The organism is Qaidamihabitans albus (genome assembly GCF_016464705.1).
GTDB classification, from domain to species: Bacteria; Actinomycetota; Actinomycetes; order Mycobacteriales; family Pseudonocardiaceae; genus Qaidamihabitans; species Qaidamihabitans albus.
The window spans coordinates 37,526-56,748 of record NZ_JAEHOB010000004.1; the positions used below are offsets into that span (position 1 = coordinate 37,526).

A 19,223-nucleotide genomic window follows, 5' to 3' on the forward strand; every position below is an offset into this window, starting at 1 on the left:
CGTCGAATCTGCTGTGCAAGTAGTCAGCAACGTGCTGCACTTGCGTCGGCAATCTGGGGGTCAACGTTGTCCACCTCGCTCAATCGGGGCCGGCTTTGCTCGCCCTGGGCTCGTCAGTCGGCCCGTAGTCGCTATCTGGGGCCCATCGTTAGATGTCGGTATCTGTGCCGCCGCGTTCGGCTTTGGCTAGTTGGAGGGCTTCGGCTACTGCCGCGAATTCGGTGAGTGCCGTCTGCAGGTCGTCCACGATCTCCTGGGCGATCACGTCCGGCGGTTGGAGATTGTCGCCGTTGTCGAGCTCCGAGTCGCGAATCCAGGTTATGTCGAGATTCGCTTTGTCGCGGGAGACCAACTCGTCGTAGGTGAACGACTTGAAGCGCTCGGTCTCGGTGCGGTTATGCCGATCGTCAGGGTTGTAGCATCGCACGAACTCGGCGAGGTGCTGGGCCTGGAGCTTGTTCTGCCGCAACGTGAAATGCTCGCCGGTACGGAAGTCGTACACCCACAGCTTATTCGTCCATGGCTTCTCGGGGCGGGCACGCTTGGCATCGAAGAACAGCACGTTCGCCTTCACGCCACCCGCGTAGAAGATGCCGGTCGGCAGCCGCAAGAGCGTGTGCACGTCGCACTCGGCGAGCAGTCGTCGGCGCAGCGTCTCGCCCGCGCCACCTTCGAAGAGCACGTTGTCCGGCACGACGACCGCCGCGCGACCCTCGATCATGAGCAGCTTCGCGATGTGCTGAACGAAGTTGAGCTGCTTGTTGCTCGTCCTTACCCAGAAGTCTGACCGGTCGTAGCTGACGTCCTCGCGGGTGGTCTTGCCGAACCCATCGACCGTGGTGAATCCGGACTTGCGGCCGAACGGCGGATTCGCCAGCACGAGGCTCGGGCGCTCCTGCGCGCTCGGCGGCCGGGCCAGCGCGTCGCGGACATCGATCAGCGCCTTCTCGCCTGGGTCGCCGATACCGTGCAGCAGCAGGTTCATCTGCGCCAGGCGGGCGGTCCCGTGCACGAGTTCTATGCCGGAGATGCCACCGGCGCGCAGGGCGTGGGCTTCTTCCGTAGTGAGGTGCTCGCCGTACTCACGCACGATGTAGTCGTGAGCAGCGAGCAGGAAGCCGCCGGTACCACAGGCCGGGTCCACGATTGTATCGTCCGGACGTGGCTGCATGCATTTGACCACGACCTCGATTAGCGCACGCGGCGTGAAGTACTGGCCTGCGCCCGACTTGATGTCCTCCGCGCCTTTCTCCAACAGCGCCTCGTACGCGTCACCCTTAATGTCCACGCCCGTGCCGGACCAGTTCACAGTGTCGATTAGGTCCGTGATTAGCCGTTTTAAGGTCGCCGCGTTGCGGATCTTGTTCTCGGCGCTGTGGTAGATGAGTCCGAGAGCGGTGTCCGGCTTCTTGCCGAGTTGTTCGAGGATATCCTCGTAGGTGTGCCGCAGCTCCTCAGCGTCGGTGTCCAAGAGTGTTTGCCAGCCGAGCTTCTTCGGAATGATCTGCTTGCCGCCGCCGAATGCTTTCCGACTGGCTCGTTCGTCAGCCATCTTTAGAAACAGCAGCAACGTTAGCTGATCGACGTAGTCGATGGTCGACACGCCGTCGTGTCGCAGCACGTGGCAGTAGCTCCAGAGCTTGTCAACGAGTTGCTTCACTTCGGCAGCTGTCTTTGGTATCGTCACGTCGTCTCCTGTTTTTTATGCCGACCTCGCTTGGTCTTCAGTGTCGCCGCACGTTCGTTACGGATACGCTCTAACAACACGGATGCGGGCTCATCGCTGGGATCCTGAGGCACAAGCTTCCCAGCAAAAGCCTCCGCAAGTAGCGACCGGCGGACGTCCTCGGCCGCCTTACGTGCACTTTCTATCGAAATCAAGCCACGCTCAGCACTGTCAGCTAGTTGCCTGACTGCATACATGATCCGATCTTGTTCTTCCGGTGGAGGCAATGGAATTGGCATTGCTGCCAACTTCGTACCGTTGACGTTCGCTTGGCCGACTTGCTGACTAGCGACCGCCTCGATATATCGACGCCCGAATATACTGTTAATAACGAGCGAGATCCAATCAGGATTCACCGCGGGAACCAGTTGGCAGCGAATGATATACGAAGCGAACACGGCGGGACCATGCGAATCTCGGTAAACGGCAGATTTGCCAACCAGATCAAAACTATTTGTCCGATTGAATAGAATATCGCCATCTTGGAGGAGCAGCTTCGAGATATCCGGATGGCTAGCAGGGAGGTACTTCATGGACTCGTTTGTGATCGCTCCGCCCTGAATATTCCCCATTCGGATTACGGGGATTGAGGCGCCATCGTCATTTACTGTCGCTTTTGCGGACGTGCCATACTGTATCCGCCGTGAAAGTGTGGCCAAAGAGACCGCCGCCCACCAACTCGGCACCGAGACCTCGATTGTCCCCGTCGCTTTGGCAGGCTCGCCCCTTGCGCGAATTTGCCGGTATTCTGCGATGGAATTGAGGTACGTGGGCAGTGGAGTATCCGCGGCACTCGGTTCAGCGAGCTCGCCTTGAAGTGCCGATGAAACTATACTTCGGTCCAGCCTCTTCGTTCTTACTTTGGCCTTGTCAAGGATCTGCTTGCCTGCATCGAGGCGGGACAGGTGGTCTTCGAGACTGGCGACGATGCGTCGTTGCTCCGCGGTTGACGGTAGCGGTACTCGGAATCCCATGAGCTTCGAAGTATCTATCGAGGCAACCGTCGTTCCGCGCTTGCTGCATTCGCTGAGAATTTCCTGCTCCGCGCTTCGTAGATAGTACGCGATCCACGCAGATTCGACACCAGGATACGTAACAACCGAGCGCATATCTTGATTCAAAGTGGTCGCAAACGGGACCTGCGCCACTGGGAGCTTGTGTTCTAGAATCCCGGAACGCACGACGACCGCTACGGAATCGTCCGGCACCAACCGGACCGCAGATCTATCGACTGCTTCCGAGGTTATATGATCGCGCGTCCTGCCGAGTTTCTCGCTACCCATATCCTTTGGCGAGAGCCAAGGGATGGTCCCATCTGTCCAAAATTCTGGTTTACTCTTCGAGGGTGTTCCACCGCCGAACCATTCGCCGATTTCTCCCAGCGTTGTCCATTCCCAGCCGGGTGGTAGGTCGCTCATGCGGGAAGGTTCCTGTTCAGGTCGGCCAGTAGGTGTTCGGCGCGGTCGTCGCCGAAGTGTCGGATGAAGCCGTCGACGCCGCCGCGCTCGGTGAACGGTACCGTGTCCAGATCCTCATGGCTGACCGACAGGCGGTTGGCGATGGTTGCGGCGATCTTCTCTAGCCACCACCGTTGATCGACGGTGAACCGCGCACCGGCCTGCTCCTGCCGAGCGATCCAGTTGGCGAGGTTCTCCTCGACCTTGGACAGGGGCGGGTGAAGTTCTTGGTCGAGTCCGAGTTCGAACCGGAGGATGGCCATGAGGTGAGGGATGTCCTTCCGGCGGCCGTTGCCCTTGGCGATCCCCAGGTTCTCGTAGGCGTGCCACAACCGTTCCGGCGTCCAGCGGTGCGGCGGCGCCTCGATCCTCGTGGCGAGTCGCTTGAGCATTTTGTACAACTCGGCCGGGTCCCGACGTGGATCGCTGAAGGCGACGCGGAATACGGCGATCTCGTCAGCATGGTCAGCCATGTACTGTCGCCAGTCCTCTACTGTGTGCCGCGCGGTGTCCTCATCCATACGGCGGGCCTCCACCGAAATGGTCGTGTCAATAGTGTGCTCGTCGTAGTGCAGGTCATACTTGCGGCGTATTTCGATGATGCGTTTGCGCAGCTCAGGACGTTCAGCAAGGGTCCTGACAGCGTTGAGCACCAGGGTGCGTTGGGCCTCTTCTCCACCGGACTGGAACGCCTGCTCCTGGGCATCCTCGTCGGTGGCGCGTTCTATCTCCTGGACGATCTGTTGTAGTGGTTGGCCGCCCGCAAGGTCAGTGAGCTCTTCCTGTTCAACGGGGGTGATGTCGCGATTCAGCCTGCCTAGACGTGACGCAAGTGCAGCCGCTTCCTCGGTGTTGATGCTCTGGCTGGCGGCCTTGGTCAGCAGCTTCTCCAGGTTGACTTGCCGTTGGCTCGCGGGTTGCAATGGTTTGGCGTCCACGAGCGGTGAGTCTGCGACACCGATCGGATCGACAAGCAGGAATTTCTCCTTGGCGCGAGCGTCTGGGGTGACCCTCTGGAACTCGTCGGCGTCAATGGTGCGTGCGCCGCGGCCCTTCATTTGTTCGAAGTAGGTTGCGCTGGACACGCCGCGGAGAAAGATCACGCACTCCAGGGGTTTGACGTCGGTGCCGGTGGCGATCATGTCGACGGTGACGGCGACCCGGAAAGCCGGATCGTTGCGGAAGTCAGAGATCAACTGTTCGGGGTTGTCGGCGCGGTAGGTGACTTTGGCGCAGAACTTGTTGTCCCCAGTGAAGATCTCGCGCACGATCTGCACGACGTCGTCGGCGTGTTGGTCAGTCTTCGCGAAGATCAATGTCTTAGGCACGTGGGTGCGCTTCGGGAAGTACTGCGGCCAGTCGTCGTGGAACTGCTGGATAACCTTGCGGATCTGGCTGGGATTTATCACCGTGCGCCCGATGGCGTCGGCGTTGTAATCCAGCGTGGTGTCCAGCGGCTCGTACCGAATCTTCTTGGTGTGCAGGTCGACGATGCGCACGGGCACGTTCGCGGGGATCGAACCGCCGTGTTCACCGACCTCGGTACGGATACGCATGATGTCGTAGTCGACGTTGACGCCGTCGGCAACGGCCTGGCGGTAGGTGTACTGGCTGACGAGGTTCTCGTGGAAAAACCCGAACGTTTGCTGCACGGGTGTCGCCGTCAGTCCGATCAGATGCGCGTCAAAGTACTCCAACACCCCACGCCACTTGCCATAGATGGAACGGTGACACTCGTCCACGATTACTAGGTCGAACGTCTCCGGCGGCACGCTTGGGTTGTACTGCACTTCGACTGGGCCGTCGGGCTCGGAGTCGTCCGGTTCGTCGACGTCAGGCAGCGGCTGCCCGCTGAGCATGGCGTAGAGCCGCTGCACGGTGCTGATCACCACGTGTGTGGAGCCGAGTACGACGTCGCTTCGCAGGCGCTGCACGTTGTATAGTTCAGAAAACGGGGTTCCGTCGTCGGGCGTGCGGTAGTTGTCGAACGCGCTCTGTGCTTGGCGGCCTAGGTTGTTGCGGTCGACGAGGAACAGCACACGTCGTGCGTTCGCGTGCCGTAGCAGCCGGTATGTCTCGGTGACCATGGTGTAGGTCTTGCCCGCGCCCGTAGCCATCTGGATCAGTGAACGTGGGCGGTCGGCGCAAAGCGATACATCCAACCCCTTGATCGCCTCGACTTGTGCGTCACGGAGACCTTCCTCGTTCAGAGGCGGCATGTGACGCAACCGGTGACGGTAGGTCGGAACAGCCTCGTTGGTGTCCGCATCCCGCATCCACCGCGCGATCGTGGATGGCTGGTGGAAGGAGAACACCCGGCGCGGCCGCACGATCGGATCCAGAGTGTTGGTGAACCTGGTCTCCACACCTGTCGACTCATAGCGAAATGGCAAGGGAGTCCGCCATGCCGCTAGCCGTTGCCCCGCATCGAGGTTCGCGGCGTACCGCGCGGTTTGCTGATCGACCGCCCCGAGACTGATGCCCTCGCGTTTGGCTTCCAGTACACCGACGAGTTTGGCGTCGACGTAGAGAAAGTAGTCGGCGCGGCCCTTCGCCGTGGGGACCTCACGAACGGCGACGCCCTGAGAGGCGTGGACATTAGTGTCGCTGATGTCCTGCACCGTCCAGCCCGCGTGAGCGAGCATCCGGTCAATGAGCCGACGGGTCTGCGCCTCGTTGAGTGGGCGCCGGGAAGCGGATTGGGCGCGTTCGACGTACTCGTCTCGGGTGGCTGGGTCGATTGCCGTGGTGTGCTCGGCCTTGTCCGTGAGGCGGCGCTGGAGATCATCGACCTGATTGGTGAGATTCTTGATCAGTTCCGCCATGCCGGCCTGCGCCTGCATAGTCTGCTGGATTTCTTCGACTGCCTGTCGTCGCGCGGCCTCCTCCGCAGCTTGGAGCTCGTGATGCTCGTCCAGCTTCAGACGCATCTCGACCAGTTCGGCGCGCTGCGCTTCGAGCAGACTGTGTAGTTCGCCCAGAGCCTCGGCATCAGCGGTGGAGGTCGGCGTAGCCTCTTTGCGAGGTTGCGGAGGAATGAAGGCGGGCACGTCGGGCTGGTCGGCGACGGTACGGTGAAACCAGGCGCCGAGTTCGTAGGAAGCACGCAGGAGCAGGAGCGCTTCCCGTTGCGCGGCGAAACCCTCGTGGTTGGCCTTGTTACCGATCCGGCGGACCTCATCGAACCACCAGCGGACTCGCTGGTTCACGAAGCCTTGGTCGCTAAGGATTTTCAGACGTTGGTGCTGCTTGTCTGGCATACCCGGTATACCGAATTGAGAGAAGGCTTGCGCTGTGAGCGCTTCGCCAAACTGGCGACACTTCACCATGGACGTGTTCGGATCGTCGAACACGAGTTGCTCGGCCATTGCCCCATACATGACTAACAAAGGGTCATGCACGAGGAGGTAACCGAAGTTCGGCACCGCAGCAGCGAGTTCGTGAATTCGCTTGTCAGCTGGCACGCAATCTACCCCCATAGGCACGTCTCAACCCAGGACTCAGAGGCCACCATATGTCACAGTCTGCGTCGATACGATCGCTCCTTGCGCGGTCGTACGGCTTCGGATCTTCGTTACGAGCCGTGTCTGAATCGTTATCGCCGTCTTGGTTACGATACGTACACGGCTTGCGTCTGGGTCAGAGCTTGTTGTCGGTACCAGCCTGGTGCCAGTGAGCTGCGTGGTGTGCAAGATCCGACCGCTGTGACTTGGCAGGGGAGTTGCCGAGACAAACCATTGTGAGTATCCGCTTAGTTGGCCACCACCAAAGCCTAGACAAGACCAAGGTAAGGCTTGAACTGAGCGGCGAAGGCGTCGAGCAGCCTCTTGCCTTTGTCTGCGGTGGCTAGTGATGGCCGCCCGATCACACCGGATTTCGAGTACGCCATGACACCTTCGCTCAGGAGGTGTCGGCGGTCGTCAGCAGTCCAGTCGGCCTCGCCGTAACTTGGTGCTACCAGGTCAGGCTGCTCAGCTAGCAAGATTGAGGTCTCTGCTTCACCAGCGTGCATGTCCTCGTGGACGTTCGTCGTCAGGCCGGCCGTACGTCGCGCTTGCTCCCACTCGGTGGATGAGGGGTACAGGACCATGCGCTGACCATGCGCGTTCGACTCCTGCACAACGTTGCTGAGGACGTAGTTGCCGCCGTGTGCGTTGATCAGGACGAGCTTCGCCACACTGGAACGATTCAGTGATTCCTGGATGTCGCCGATGACACGGTGCACGGTGGTCGCGCTGATGCTGACGGGGCCTGCGAAGTCAGCATGCTCGTGAGAGCAGCTGATGGTGATCGGCGGTAGCAGGAAGAGGCTGTAGACGTTCGCGATTCGTCGAGCGATCGAGCATGCGATCAGGGTGTCGGTCGCGAGCGGGAGATGATCACCGTGTTGCTCGAAGCTGCCAATAGGTAGGACAGCAATGTCGGAACCTTGGTCCCGCACATCGTGGGAGCTCGCGGTGGTGATCAGCAATGCCCGGCCCTCTCTACGCCACTTGAGTGATCTCTTGGAGCGCCGCCCGCACTTGCTTCGACTGCCGGTATGGAGCCAACAGCTTGGCTGCTTGCCTGGCGGTCTGGATGGCCCGGGCGGACGGGGCGTCCTCGATCAACGATACGACGTTCTGGGTCACGGGACACGCTTCGTCGATCTCATGGTCTGAGTCAGCGCAAGCATGAGGTGAGCTGCACAGAGCGACTGGTCTCGCACCAGCTCCGTGGGCCAGTGGTTCAGCGCGGTCTGGCATGCGTCCACAGCCTTCTCAGGGCGGCCGAGACTGATCCAGCACCGTGCGGCTTCCATTTCCACGTACGCTGGCGTGCAGTACTCGCCCAGGCTCGATGGAGCCTGCTTCTCCGCCGTGTCGAGAGCTATCTCGAGTAGCAGCTCGGCGTCCCTCGCCTTCGCGCACGCGGCTGTAGCCAATGCTTGCTGCTTGTAGCAGACAGGGAGCAGTTCGGGAGCGACCCGCTGCGCCAGCTCGACGGACTCGGTAGCTACCGCCAGTGCCTCTCGTCCTCGACCGAGATCTTCCAAGATTGCGCTCTTGCGCATCAGGCAGTAGGCGGATACCGCCAGATCGTTTGAGACCTTCGCCAGGTCAACTGCCTTATTCGTCCAGTCAAGCGCATCTTTCAGCTGTGTGCTGTCCTGCAGCAGCCATCCCGTGAACTCGTTGAACCGCGCTGCCAGTCTGAACACTTCAAGCGGCGCGCGCTCACCCGACCGGTTGATGAGCCGCGTCAAATCGGAAGCCTGGGCTTCCGCGGTACCCACCACGAAGCTGGGGCCGAGCAGGTTGTCTGCCACGACGTGCTGAGCGAGCTGATCGGTGAAGTATTGCTGGAACGCAGGCTGCTCCAATGCACGTGAACCTGCTCGCCGAGCCAGCGTCTGGAGCGCGCCCTCTGCTGGGTCGGTCGCATACCCTTCGTCGGTTTCGAAGCCGAGAGCTGGCGCAGGGAGTCCGTAGATCGATTCCAGAAGTGACCGGTACATCGAGTCTGGCTGCCGGTGTCCGTTCTCCCACTTCGAGATCATCACCCGCAGACTGGTCTTGTCCGGCAGCTTCAGCCCGGTCTTCGAAGCTTCAGCGTAAAGGCGCATCTGTAGCTGCGTGACAGACCAACCTCTGAGGTTGCGCGCCTCCTTCATCGGGTGCACCACGATGGCTCCTCCCTGCGCCGATCGGTACACGGTGGGCGGACCATTTTCCCACTCCTCTTTTCATCCGTCCAGACGTAACTCGAATCGAGTTACCCCTAGTTACCTGGCGTCTCTTTTTCAGTTGTTGCGGCCCCGTCAACCTTGTCTTGCGTACCGAAAAATTCGGTCGCGAAGTGAATCGACAACACCTCTTATTTGGGAGGACCGTAGTTATGGATCTGATGATCGACACCACGGGTGTGAAGTTTCAGGTGGCGAGGTCGTTTGAGCCTCGCCTGGACAAGGATGGGAACCAGCGGCGGGATAAGCAGGGTGGTACGAATCTGCCTCTGCATGCCGTGCAGCTCGTTGCCTGGACAACGGACGGATCGGAGACTGTGCTGGTCACGGTGGCGACGGACAACCCGCCTCAGTTGACGCAGCGGCAGTCGGTGACGATCGAGCGTCTGCAGGCCATGCCGTGGATTGACGGCAGTGGAAAGCCGAAGGTCGCGTTCCGCGCTCGTGCTGTGGTCCCGGTTCCGACTGGGAACTCGTCGCGGTCTGGCAAGGCTGAGTCCTGATCACTTGCACACCCTTCATTCCGGCACGTGATCGGAGAATCATGTCTGGTATCGAACTGAGCGCTCCAGGTATGTCAACTGATGATCTTTACGCAACAAGTGATCGCTACTTCGTTGCGGTGACGAACTTGGGAAAGCTTGTGGATCGCGTTGCCCAGTGGGTAACAGAGTCCACGACCGACGAGGAGCGCGCCCATTTGTGGGACCAGTACTCGGGTTTGTGCCGTGACTACACGGTGCTGATGTCCTGGTACCAAGTGTGTTTCGCAGCGGCCGTGTTCTCCGAAACCGGCAGTGAACTGAAGACCGTCACGGTCGACGGCCTCCAGTTCACCGGAGCGATCCTGACAGATCGCTAACCCCTTGCACAGAAGTTGGTGGCCACAGGGCCGGACATGTGATCTCGATACCGAGTGAAACCGGCCCTGTGCCCACATCAATTCATTTGCTTACTCACGTGGAGGTGAGTCATGGCTAAATCCAGTACTTTCCGCCGCGGTGGGCGAGTTCGCCAGTCCGCACGGACCGGCGCGTTCGAATTCATCATGCGCCCACAGCGCACCTGGATCGGCACGGTGGTCGGTCGCATCATCCGCGCTCGCGTGGAACTCTGCCTTGCCCTCTGTGTGGGCCTCATCTACTGGTGGCTGTCTGCCAAGCTGCCCACCTGGGGCCTGTGGACGATCCTCATCGGGATCGTGCTGCTGGTGCTGGTGGTCAAACCGGCTCGCCGGTATGTGACCCGCCGCTATTGGTGTGTCTTCTCGCGGCATCGCGCACGCGCATGCTTTCGCAGTACTTGGACGATGACCTACGACGGCACCCTGCCGTATCTGATCTGGTCACGGCCGACCTCAGTCGGGGAGCGCATCCGAGTATGGCTGCCCGCCGGCCTGTCGGTCAACGACATCGAACGGGTGGCGGACAAGCTCGCTGTGTCCTGCTGGGCACGAGAGTGCCGCATCGAACCCAGCCGCAAGCGTGCCGCCTCGCTGGTCGTGCACATCGTGCGCCGAGACCCCTTGGAGTCGGCCCAGCTGGCCCCGGACGTGCTCGACCACGTCCACCCGGCCCAACCCGACGACGCCAACACGGTGCCCCTGCCCCGACGTGAAGACGTCGAGGTCAGCACACCGCAGCCGAGCCGTGCCAGTAGCAACGGGACGCCTCGCTCGGAGCGCGCCAAGAAACCCAACAGCAACGGTGCCGTACCTCCACCGGTCGTGGAGGGGTTCGGCGGAATGGACGTGAGTGACTATGTCGATCTCGACTAACCAGCACAACCACGGCGGTACCCCTTCCCGTGGCAGGACCGCCCCCACAGTCCCCGTAGCGGGACTGTCGATCTACGACCCGATGCACTTCGGCGTCGACGAGTACGGCCAACCCGTGCGTGTCACTGTGGCCTACAAGAACCTCATCGCCGGAGGCGAGCCCGGCTCGGGCAAGTCCTCGCTGGTGAACACCATCGTCGCCCACGGAGCCCTCTCCGCGGACTGCCGCTTGTGGCTCTTCGACGGCAAACAGGTCGAACTCGACCCCTGGCATCCGGTCGCGGACGTCTTCGTCGGCAACGACATGGACCTGGCCCTGGACAAGCTGCACGAACTCCAGCACGAGCTGGACATCCGCTACGCCATGCTCCGCCAGGCGGGCCGCCGCAAGATCACTCGTGACGACGGCCTCGACGCCATCCTGTTCGTCATCGACGAACTCGCCCTGTTCTCGGCCACCTACGGCAGCAAGGACCAGCGCGAAGACTTCGTGCGCCTGTTACGCGACATCGTCGCCCGTGGACGCGCCGCCGGGATCATCACCATCGCCGCCACCCAGCGGCCCAGCGCCGACATCATCCCCACCAGCCTGCGGGACCTCTTCGGCTACCGGGTCGCGTTCCGCTGCACCACCGATTCCAGCTCCGACATCATCCTGTCCGTCGGATGGGCCACCGAGGGCTACTCCGCCAAGACCATCGACCCTACCGCAGCCGGTGTCGGCTGGCTGCTCGCCGAAGGCGGCATCCCGCAACGATTCAAAGCCGCCTACCTCAGCGACTCCGACATCCGCGCCATCGTCGCCTTCACCCGCGACCTGCGCCGTTCCGCGTGAATTCGCGGCACCCCTGAATCCCATTTTCCGAACGCACGAATAGATCAACCGCTATTCGCAGTACAGGAGGAGTGCGCCCATGACCGTCTACGGACTGTTCTACGGCGGCAATTCCTGCAGCCCGCCCGATCCGGAGAAAGACCTCGAAGTCTTCCCCAACCTGCGGGCCGTCACTGACGCGCTGCGCGAACGCTACAACTCCAACGGGCATTGGTTGTGCGATCACGCCTTCGCCGACGGCCGTATCGAACATGTTGCCCACCTGGCCGACCACGCGGCGGAAATCCAGGTCTTCTTGAGCGATCCCCCGCCAATGCGGCGGTGACTTCTACCCGGACCGCCGAGCGTTCTTCGGCCCTCGCGGCGGCATCCGCACCGAACCCTGCTGAAAGGACGTGACCACCATGCGACCTGCTGTTCTCGGAATCGCCGTGTTCTGCCTCCTCGGCTTCCTCTCGGCGATCTTCCCCATCGTGAACACGATCATGACCACCATCGCCCTGCTGGTACTCCTCATCGGCGGCGGTCTCACGGCCCTGGTGCTGATCGACCTCAACCGGCCGATCCACCGCGAGAAGACCGGGAAGTCACCATGATCGCCCGGTTCACCGACGAGTACCTCACCTGGGCCATCCACCAACTCCGCATCGGGCGCAAGTCCCACATGCCCGGTATCCGAAGGTACCCGGACTGCAAGACCTACTACCCGGACGACTACACCGGCATCATCTGGTGCCGCGACTGCCGGGAACACCACGACCGCCTCTGCATCCACTGCCGCACCCGCTTCTCTGGGGATCTTGACGGCAACCGGTTGTGCCAGTCATGCCGCAGCCAACACGCACTGTTCTGACCCTCCTTGCGGCTTTCGCCCGCGACTCTCACCACCAGGCCCAAGATTCACGCATTTCTCCGCCTGGTGATGGGGGTGACGGACGAATGCCTCGCCCGTCAATCCGACACACAACGGAGGCCGATATGACCGACGACTATCCCGCACGCAAGCTCGACCGTGCCTGTGATGCGGTCTATCAAGCCCAGCAACGTCTGTTCGCTCATCGCCGCAATAAGACGATTATCGTCCCGGATCTGTATCCGTTTCTCGGCGGTCTGGTTGCACTGTTGGGCAACATCCGCGATTTCCTGGACACCTTTCCCGATCTCCTGGCGTTCGACCCCGGCGACCACTACGGCTCAGCCGGGCTCAACCCACGAGAGTCCCTTGGACACGCGGACTCCGCATTGCGCGACCTCGACGCATCCCTGGACACCGCCGAGCGGCACCTCAACACCGCCTGGGCCCACATCGGCCGCATCGGACTCAAGACCGACGAAACCCCATGGATCGCAAAGGAGCCTGATCATGGACAAGCTTGATCTGCTGAAACAGGCCAACGCCCTCGGTGAGAACCACGGCTGGAGCCACGCGAGTTTCTGCACCGCCTACGGCTGGCCCGAATCTGGCGACGACACCATCCTCACCGGACGCACACCCCTCCAGCTTCTCGACTACCTGCTCGCTGGAGACGTCGTCGAAACCACGGCTGCCGAGTACCGCGCGCTCGCCTGTGACATGGCCGCGGAATACCTCTCCGGCTACGCCGATGGCATTCGCACCTACGAGCAGGAGGTCCGCGATGACTGACACGCGCCACTCAGGCGATCTCGACGCGCTCTACCACTACCTGGCCACACTGCCGCTTGGCGAGGAGATCAGCGACGCCGCCGCTCGCACCATCGCCGCCCTCTACCACGGTGGCCAAGCCAGCTTCGGTTACAGCTTCGCCTCCACCGGCGCGATCACTGACCCCAGCGACATCTGGCGCGACCTGTTCGCCAGCACCTACCTCGAGCTACCTCGCACGGAGCAAGAACTCGCCGACCGTCTCGGCACTTATCTCATCCGGTGCGGCCCACGGCCGCCCGTGCCCGGCTGGGCAGAACTCTGGATCAGGCCCTAGCCCCTGCCTGTTCACCAGTTGCTCGACCGCGACTCTCACCACCAGCCCCGAGAGTCGTGGCCTGGTGGTGGGGGTGACGGCCGCACACCTGAGCCGTCAACACAGAAACCCCTACACAGAAAGGAAACCAGCCATGGCACACGACCTCGAGACCTTCGAGGACGGCACCACCGCCTTCGTTACCGCGCGTCAGGATGCCTGGCACCAACTCGGCACGGTCACCCGTGACTGCCTTACCGCCGAAGACGTCATGACCACCGCCTACCTCGGTGGCTGGAACGTCCGCCTACTTCCCCTCACCGCCGCCGAAGTCACCTCGGACGGCGTCACCACCCTGGAGGTGCCCGACCACTACGCGACCGTCCGTACCCACCCCAAGACCAGCAAGCCGGAAGTCCTGGCCGTGGTCGGCAAGGACTACACCGTCGTGCAGAACGAAGAACACTGCGAACTACTCAACCTGCTCGTCGACGAAGGCGGCGCCCACTTCGAAACCGCCGGATCCCTGCGCGGCGGCCGCGAGACCTTCGTCACGATGAAACTCCCCAAGCACGTCACCATCGCCGGAACCGACGACATCGAGCTCTACCTCGCCGCGATGTCCAGCCACGACGGCACCACCGCCTGGCGCGTCATCGTCACCCCCGTGCGCATCGTCTGCGCCAACACCCAGCGCATGGCCCTGCACAGTGCCCGCGCCAGCTACAGCATCCGGCACACCAAATCCGCCCGCACCAAGATCAGCGAAGTCCGCACCGCGCTCGGCATCGTCTGGCAGTACTGCGACGCCTTCGAGACCGCCGCCGAGCACCTGATCCAGGAAACCCTCACGGATGCGCAGTTCAACGGCATCGTGGACCAGCTCTGGCCCTACGACCCCGACGATGAAGGCAAGCGCGCCGAGCGCAACCGCCAGCGCCGCACCAGCACCCTGCACCAGCTCTTCGCCGACACCGACACCAACAGCGCGATCCGTGGCACCCGCTGGGCAGGCTTGCAGGCCATCACCGAGTACCTCGACCACTATGCGCCCGCCAAGACACCGGACGCCCGCGCGCACCGCGTGCTGACCAGTCAAGCCCTCGGGGCCAAGAAGCAGACCGCCTACGAACTGCTCGCCGCGGCCTGACCTCGCCACGAACCCACCGACGAACGGGTTCGACCGCGACTCTCACCACCAGACCGAGAACCCGCGCCTGGTGGTGGGGGTGACGGCCGACACCGACCGTCCCAGGAAGGGAGAAACCCATGCATTCCAAACGAATCGGAGCCCGACTGCTCGGCGCGTTCGTGCTCATCTTACTGCTGTTGTTCATCGTCAATCAGCCGCGCCAAGCCGCCGACACCACCGCCCATATCGGAGGTTGGCTCTCCGATGCAGGCAACGCCGTCGGCTCCTTTCTCACCACCATCTTCACCTGAGCCGAAAACCATGTCACAGAAAGGAGAACCCAGCTCATGACCACGACACTCGATCACACCGACGAGGCCACCGTGGACGCTCGTGGTGCGCCAATCTTCCTGTGGGGTCCCGGCTACTCGCTGACGGCCCACCAGGTTGTGGACGCCCTCGGCTCCTACCTGGCTACCTTCGGGGACAACTTCTACGCCGACGGCGTCAGCCCGCTGGACGCCATTCACGCCGAGGTCGTCTTCAACGGCGATCTCACCGGCTGGCTCGCCCGTCGTAGCCCCGAGGAGATCGCGACGATACGCGCTCGCGCTGAGCAGGTCGCCCGCGAGTTTTTCCACGGTCGTTTCCCCACCCTGCAGTGGTGACCACGATGCGTCCTGAGCAGCAACCGGGCGCCACCGCGATCGGCGTCAGCATGTTTGTGCCGGATCAGCTCGTGCACCTCACGGCCTTCCCGGCACCACCGGCCACCCGCTGGCCCGCCGAGGTCCGCCTCGACCGCACCGCCGCGCTCAACCTCACTCGCCAGCTCGCCGCCGCCCTGCGGTACTTCGGCACCACCTGGGTCGAGCTGTACCCGACCGCCGACGACCTGCCCGACGAGACCCTGCGCTGGAGTCCGACCCGTCGATGACCGCCACCACGTCACTGCTCGATGCCCGCAGCGCCACCCTCGAGCGTGCTGCGGACCGCGACCATGCGCAGTGGCTCCAGCACATCGGCACCGCCGCGGGCTGCACCCAGCCCGTCCGTCTAACTGGGCGGCTGCACACCATCAATCCGGACACCGGCGACATCCTCGCTACCCGCACCACCGCGACCATGCCCGACGGCGTGCTCTACGTCCCCTGCGGCAACCGCCGCGCCGACGTCTGCCCGTCCTGTGCCGAGCTGTACCGCGCCGACACCTATCACCTGATCAAAGCCGGACTTCTCGGCGGCAAAGGCACCCCCGAGACGGTTGCCAGCCACCCCGCCGTCTTCGCCACCTTCACCGCACCCTCGTTCGGACCCGTACACACCCGCGCGGTTGAGAAGAAGTCCGGACGCATCAAACCGTGCCGCATCCGCCGTGCCATGACCCTGTGCCCGCACGGCAAACCCACCTGGTGCTCCCAGCGGCATCACGAGAACGCATCGTGTCTCGGTAAACCGCTGTGTCCCGAGTGCTACGACTACCCCGCCCACGCCGTCTGGAACGCCTTCGCCAGCGAACTCTGGCGCCGCACCACCATCACCCTGCGACGGCTTGTCGCCCGCCTCGGCAAGCACCACGGCGCTACCCTCGATGTCAGCTACGGCAAAGTCGCCGAATACCAACACCGCGGCATCGTCCACTTCCACGCCATCATCCGCCTCGATCGGCGAGACCCCACCGACCCGGACGCCATCCTCCCGCCGCCACCCAACATCACGTCCGCCGATCTCGACCAGTTCATTCTCGATGCCGCCCGCGCCACCGCCTACCGCACACCGCCTCACCCCGGCACCGACGACATCCCCGCCAGACCGGACGGTTGGCTCATCACCTGGGGCCAGCAACTCGTCAACCGGCCGTTGACCCGCGTCGGTGGGATCGACATCACCGAAGAGATGGTCGCCGGATACGTCGCCAAGTACGCGACCAAATCGACCGAAACGACTGGTCACCTCTCCCGGCGGCTGACCAGCGAGACCATCGGCCGCTACGCCGACTACCAGACCCACACCGGAACGCTCATCGCCACCTGCTGGGACCTCGGCGCCAACCCGCACGACCCCGGTACTCCCGATGACGACCGGGCCTATTGGTACCCACCGGGCACCACTGACGAAGCCATCGCCCGCCAGCAGTGGCAGCACACCTACGGCAAACTCCGCCGCTGGGCACACATGCTCGGCTTCGGCGGCCACTTCACCACCAAGTCCGGCCGCTACGGACCCACCCGCAAGACCATCCGCCGCGTCTACCAGCGCAGTCAGCAAATCCTCCGCAACGGTGGTCACCGCACCGCCGAGCACCTCGACGAGGACACCACCCTCATCGTCGGTGACCTCACCTACGCCGGCATCGGCTGGCTCACGCTCGGCGACGCTGAACTCGCCGCCACCTCCGCCGCCAAAGCGCGCGAGTACGCCGCAACCCGCAAGCTCGAACGTCATGCCGCCTAACAGAAGGAGACCGTCCCCCGGAAAGGAGCAGCACGAATGCAGGAACGAGTCCACCAACCCAAGTGGCACACCGTCGCCGAGGTCGCCCAGATGCTCGGTTTCGGCGTGTCCAAGACCCGGATGCTCATCATCGAAGGTGAGATCCGCTCGGTGAAGGTCGGCCGCAGCCGCCGGATCCTGCCGCAATGGGTCGACGAATTCATCGAGCGCCGAGCGAAAGAGGCCGAAGATGAGTGGCCGCTCGCGCTCTAACGGCGAAGGCTCGATCTTCCCGTACCGCAACGGATACGCAGGCTACGTCTGGGTCCGGACCCCGACCGGCAAACGCAAACGCAAGTACGTCTACGGCCCGACCCGCGAGATCGTCCACGAGAAGTGGATCAAGCTGCACCATCGGGCCAAGCAGGGCCCGGTAGCCACCAAGGTCCCGCGCCTGCGTGAGTACCTCGCGTACTGGCTGGACGAGGTCATCAAACCCAACCGTGCCCCGCTGACCTACGTCAACTACGAGTTGTTCGTCCGCCTCTACATCAACCCCTGGATCGGGGAACGACGGCTGGACCGGCTTCAGGTGCAGGACGTCCAGACGTGGCTGAACAAGCTGCCGCACGTCTGTCAGTGCTGCGCCCAGGGCAAGGACACCCGCCGCCCGCCGGAGAAGCGCCGCTGTTGCGCGATCGGCCACTGCTGCGAGGACACCCCGTCCGCCCGCATGATCGGTGACATCCGCGCCTGCCTGCGCCGTGCGCTGAACCAGGCCATCACCGACGAACTGATCACCCGCAACGTCGCCGCCCACGTCACCCTGCCGTCCACCCGCAAACGCAAAGGCAAGGCTTGGACCAGCGACGAGGCCCGCAAGTTCCTCGAGTCCGCCAAGGCCGACAGCGACCCGCTGTATGCGGCCTACGTCCTGATCCTGGTGCTCGGACTGCGCAAGGGCGAAGTGCTCGGCTTGATGTGGGACGACGTGAACCTCGACGCGGGGGAGCTGACTGTCGGCCTGCAGCTCCAACGTGTTCGGCGCGAGCTGTTGCATCGCCAGACGAAGACGGATGCCTCCGAGGACACGCTTCCGCTGATCGACGTGTGCACGGCCGCGCTGCAGGCCCGGAGGAAAACAACAGGACGCGGACATCCAGAAAGCCGGGCAGGTGTGGCAGGGCGATGGCCTGGTGTTCACCACCCAGTACGGCACACCCGTCGAACCGCGCAACTTCAACCGCTCGTGGGATACCCGCATCCGCAAGGCCGCTGTGCCCAAGATCACCGTGCACGACGGCCGACGCACCTGCGCCACCCCCCTGGTGGACCTGGACGTCCACCCCCGGCAGGTCATGCGCATCCTGCGCCACGCCCAGTTCGCGTTGACCATGGAGGTCTACGCCCAAGCCTCCTCGAGCCGGACCCGGGCCGTGCTGAAACGACTCGGCGATAGTCTTCATGCGCAAGGCAGTACACCGTGTTCAGGGTCCGAACGTTCTGAAGGAACGACCTAGGGAGGGCCTGGTGGCCACGATCGCCTCACTCGCCAGATGTGCGGATTCGCACCTGGACGCCTACACCGACCCAGCCGGGTCATACGCCTTCCGAACATATGACCAGCTGTACAATTTCTCAGGCGGTCTCACACCGCTTGACGTATTCGCCGCGAACTTGCTCAGCTTGCGCCTCGGCCACGGCGATGTCGTTCCGCTGTTCCGGCAGGGCTCGAGCGCGTACACGGCGCTTCGCGACAGCATGCAGCACGTACTCGACGCTACTGACGACAACGCGTCGTTTTGCGCGATCACATCGATCGATGCTCAGCCGTTCCGCTTGGTCCGCGACGCGAACCAACGCACCGAGGCGATCCTTGATGGACGGCCGTGACCGTCTCCAAGGTGTTGCACCGCCTTCGCCCGAGTCTGGTGCCGGTGTATGACTCACTCGTTCAAGACTTCTACGGCATTCGCAGAGACCCGCCCCGCTTCTACACAGCACTCCATGCCGACATGATCGCTAACGGCTCCCTGATCGCCGAATGGACGAAAGGCCGGCGCACACCGGACGACCGGCCCCTCTCGGACCTTCGCGTCGTGGACATCGTCGTCTGGCACCACGTCCGCACCAACTGCGGGGTCTCGGCATGAGGCCTACTGCTGTACTTTGCTGCTGTACTCACGCAAAAGACCCTC

General features: G+C 62.9%; 24 protein-coding genes and 1 pseudogene. 20 read left to right on the plus strand and 5 right to left on the minus strand.

Annotated elements, in window-relative coordinates; genetic code table 11:
• Positions 1–148: 148 nt before the first annotated feature.
• The 5 genes from JAP66_RS09045 to JAP66_RS09065 all read right to left on the minus strand — a co-directional run bounded on the left by JAP66_RS09045 (position 149) and on the right by JAP66_RS09065 (position 8,848).
• Positions 149–1,687: a class I SAM-dependent DNA methyltransferase gene (locus JAP66_RS09045; RefSeq protein WP_199431192.1), complete on the minus strand. Its 1,539-nt coding sequence runs from the start codon at positions 1,685–1,687 to the stop codon at positions 149–151.
• The gene (locus JAP66_RS09050) at positions 1,684–3,144 is read right to left on the minus strand and encodes a restriction endonuclease subunit S (RefSeq protein WP_199431193.1); all 1,461 of its coding nucleotides are present in this window, start codon (positions 3,142–3,144) and stop codon (positions 1,684–1,686) included. The genes JAP66_RS09045 and JAP66_RS09050 overlap by 4 nt, the downstream gene beginning before the upstream one ends.
• Positions 3,141–6,647 carry a DEAD/DEAH box helicase family protein gene (locus tag JAP66_RS09055; protein ID WP_199431194.1) on the minus strand — a complete coding sequence of 1,169 codons (3,507 nt, stop codon included), beginning with the start codon at positions 6,645–6,647 and terminating at the stop codon, positions 3,141–3,143. Before JAP66_RS09055 ends, JAP66_RS09050 begins: the two co-directional genes overlap by 4 nt.
• Before the next feature lie 308 nt (positions 6,648–6,955).
• Positions 6,956–7,651, minus strand: a complete 696-nt coding sequence (locus JAP66_RS09060; RefSeq protein ID WP_199431598.1) for a creatininase family protein — start codon at positions 7,649–7,651, stop codon at positions 6,956–6,958.
• Positions 7,652–7,810: 159 nt separating this feature from the next.
• Positions 7,811–8,848 (minus strand): NsdA family TPR-like regulatory protein, encoded by a 1,038-nt coding sequence (locus tag JAP66_RS09065; RefSeq protein WP_199431195.1) that lies wholly within the window; start codon positions 8,846–8,848, stop codon positions 7,811–7,813.
• A 212-nt stretch (positions 8,849–9,060) separates the two neighbouring features.
• Between JAP66_RS09065 and JAP66_RS09070 the strand changes: the two genes are divergently transcribed.
• From JAP66_RS09070 to JAP66_RS09160, 20 genes and pseudogenes are all read left to right on the plus strand, one after another.
• Positions 9,061–9,411, plus strand: a complete 351-nt coding sequence (locus tag JAP66_RS09070; protein WP_199431196.1) for a hypothetical protein — start codon at positions 9,061–9,063, stop codon at positions 9,409–9,411.
• A 41-nt stretch (positions 9,412–9,452) separates the two neighbouring features.
• Entirely contained in the window at positions 9,453–9,770 is a 318-nt protein-coding gene (locus JAP66_RS09075; protein ID WP_199431197.1) for a hypothetical protein, read from the plus strand.
• Positions 9,771–9,881: 111 nt separating this feature from the next.
• Positions 9,882–10,685 (plus strand): hypothetical protein, encoded by an 804-nt coding sequence (locus JAP66_RS09080; RefSeq protein WP_199431198.1) that lies wholly within the window; start codon positions 9,882–9,884, stop codon positions 10,683–10,685.
• The gene (locus JAP66_RS09085) at positions 10,669–11,520 is read left to right on the plus strand and encodes an FtsK/SpoIIIE domain-containing protein (protein WP_199431199.1); all 852 of its coding nucleotides are present in this window, start codon (positions 10,669–10,671) and stop codon (positions 11,518–11,520) included. Before JAP66_RS09080 ends, JAP66_RS09085 begins: the two co-directional genes overlap by 17 nt.
• Before the next feature lie 79 nt (positions 11,521–11,599).
• Positions 11,600–11,845: a hypothetical protein gene (locus JAP66_RS09090; RefSeq protein ID WP_199431200.1), complete on the plus strand. Its 246-nt coding sequence runs from the start codon at positions 11,600–11,602 to the stop codon at positions 11,843–11,845.
• A gap of 79 nt (positions 11,846–11,924) precedes the next feature.
• Positions 11,925–12,116 (plus strand): hypothetical protein, encoded by a 192-nt coding sequence (locus JAP66_RS09095; RefSeq protein ID WP_199431201.1) that lies wholly within the window; start codon positions 11,925–11,927, stop codon positions 12,114–12,116.
• Positions 12,113–12,373 carry a hypothetical protein gene (locus tag JAP66_RS09100; RefSeq protein ID WP_199431202.1) on the plus strand — a complete coding sequence of 87 codons (261 nt, stop codon included), beginning with the start codon at positions 12,113–12,115 and terminating at the stop codon, positions 12,371–12,373. Before JAP66_RS09095 ends, JAP66_RS09100 begins: the two co-directional genes overlap by 4 nt.
• A gap of 125 nt (positions 12,374–12,498) precedes the next feature.
• Positions 12,499–12,897, plus strand: coding sequence for a hypothetical protein (locus JAP66_RS09105; protein WP_199431203.1), 399 nt, complete (start codon positions 12,499–12,501; stop codon positions 12,895–12,897).
• The gene (locus tag JAP66_RS09110; protein ID WP_199431204.1) at positions 12,884–13,165 is read left to right on the plus strand and encodes a hypothetical protein; all 282 of its coding nucleotides are present in this window, start codon (positions 12,884–12,886) and stop codon (positions 13,163–13,165) included. Before JAP66_RS09105 ends, JAP66_RS09110 begins: the two co-directional genes overlap by 14 nt.
• The gene (locus JAP66_RS09115) at positions 13,158–13,481 is read left to right on the plus strand and encodes a hypothetical protein (RefSeq protein ID WP_199431205.1); all 324 of its coding nucleotides are present in this window, start codon (positions 13,158–13,160) and stop codon (positions 13,479–13,481) included. The genes JAP66_RS09110 and JAP66_RS09115 overlap by 8 nt, the downstream gene beginning before the upstream one ends.
• A gap of 133 nt (positions 13,482–13,614) precedes the next feature.
• Positions 13,615–14,610, plus strand: coding sequence for a DUF932 domain-containing protein (locus JAP66_RS09120; RefSeq protein WP_199431206.1), 996 nt, complete (start codon positions 13,615–13,617; stop codon positions 14,608–14,610).
• Positions 14,611–14,729: 119 nt separating this feature from the next.
• Positions 14,730–14,903, plus strand: coding sequence for a hypothetical protein (locus JAP66_RS09125; protein WP_199431207.1), 174 nt, complete (start codon positions 14,730–14,732; stop codon positions 14,901–14,903).
• A 36-nt stretch (positions 14,904–14,939) separates the two neighbouring features.
• Positions 14,940–15,260, plus strand: coding sequence for a hypothetical protein (locus JAP66_RS09130; RefSeq protein ID WP_199431208.1), 321 nt, complete (start codon positions 14,940–14,942; stop codon positions 15,258–15,260).
• Positions 15,257–15,529 (plus strand): hypothetical protein, encoded by a 273-nt coding sequence (locus tag JAP66_RS09135; protein ID WP_199431209.1) that lies wholly within the window; start codon positions 15,257–15,259, stop codon positions 15,527–15,529. The genes JAP66_RS09130 and JAP66_RS09135 overlap by 4 nt, the downstream gene beginning before the upstream one ends.
• Positions 15,526–17,046 carry a replication initiator gene (locus tag JAP66_RS09140; RefSeq protein ID WP_235998897.1) on the plus strand — a complete coding sequence of 507 codons (1,521 nt, stop codon included), beginning with the start codon at positions 15,526–15,528 and terminating at the stop codon, positions 17,044–17,046. The genes JAP66_RS09135 and JAP66_RS09140 overlap by 4 nt, the downstream gene beginning before the upstream one ends.
• 36 nt (positions 17,047–17,082) lie before the next feature.
• A complete protein-coding gene (locus JAP66_RS09145; protein WP_199431210.1) occupies positions 17,083–17,298 on the plus strand; it encodes an excisionase family DNA-binding protein in 216 nt (71 codons plus the stop codon).
• Positions 17,276–17,590: pseudogene (locus JAP66_RS33165) on the plus strand (site-specific integrase); the annotation flags it as partial. The gene JAP66_RS09145 and the pseudogene JAP66_RS33165, both read left to right, overlap by 23 nt.
• Positions 17,591–18,221: 631 nt before the next feature.
• Positions 18,222–18,545: a site-specific integrase gene (locus JAP66_RS33170; RefSeq protein ID WP_372448955.1), complete on the plus strand. Its 324-nt coding sequence runs from the start codon at positions 18,222–18,224 to the stop codon at positions 18,543–18,545.
• 10 nt (positions 18,546–18,555) lie between these two features.
• On the plus strand, positions 18,556–18,918 hold the full coding sequence (locus tag JAP66_RS09155) for a hypothetical protein (RefSeq protein WP_199431212.1): 363 nt from the start codon (positions 18,556–18,558) through the stop codon (positions 18,916–18,918).
• A complete protein-coding gene (locus tag JAP66_RS09160; protein ID WP_199431213.1) occupies positions 18,915–19,178 on the plus strand; it encodes a DUF6308 family protein in 264 nt (87 codons plus the stop codon). The genes JAP66_RS09155 and JAP66_RS09160 overlap by 4 nt, the downstream gene beginning before the upstream one ends.
• The last annotated feature ends 45 nt before the right edge of the window (positions 19,179–19,223 follow it).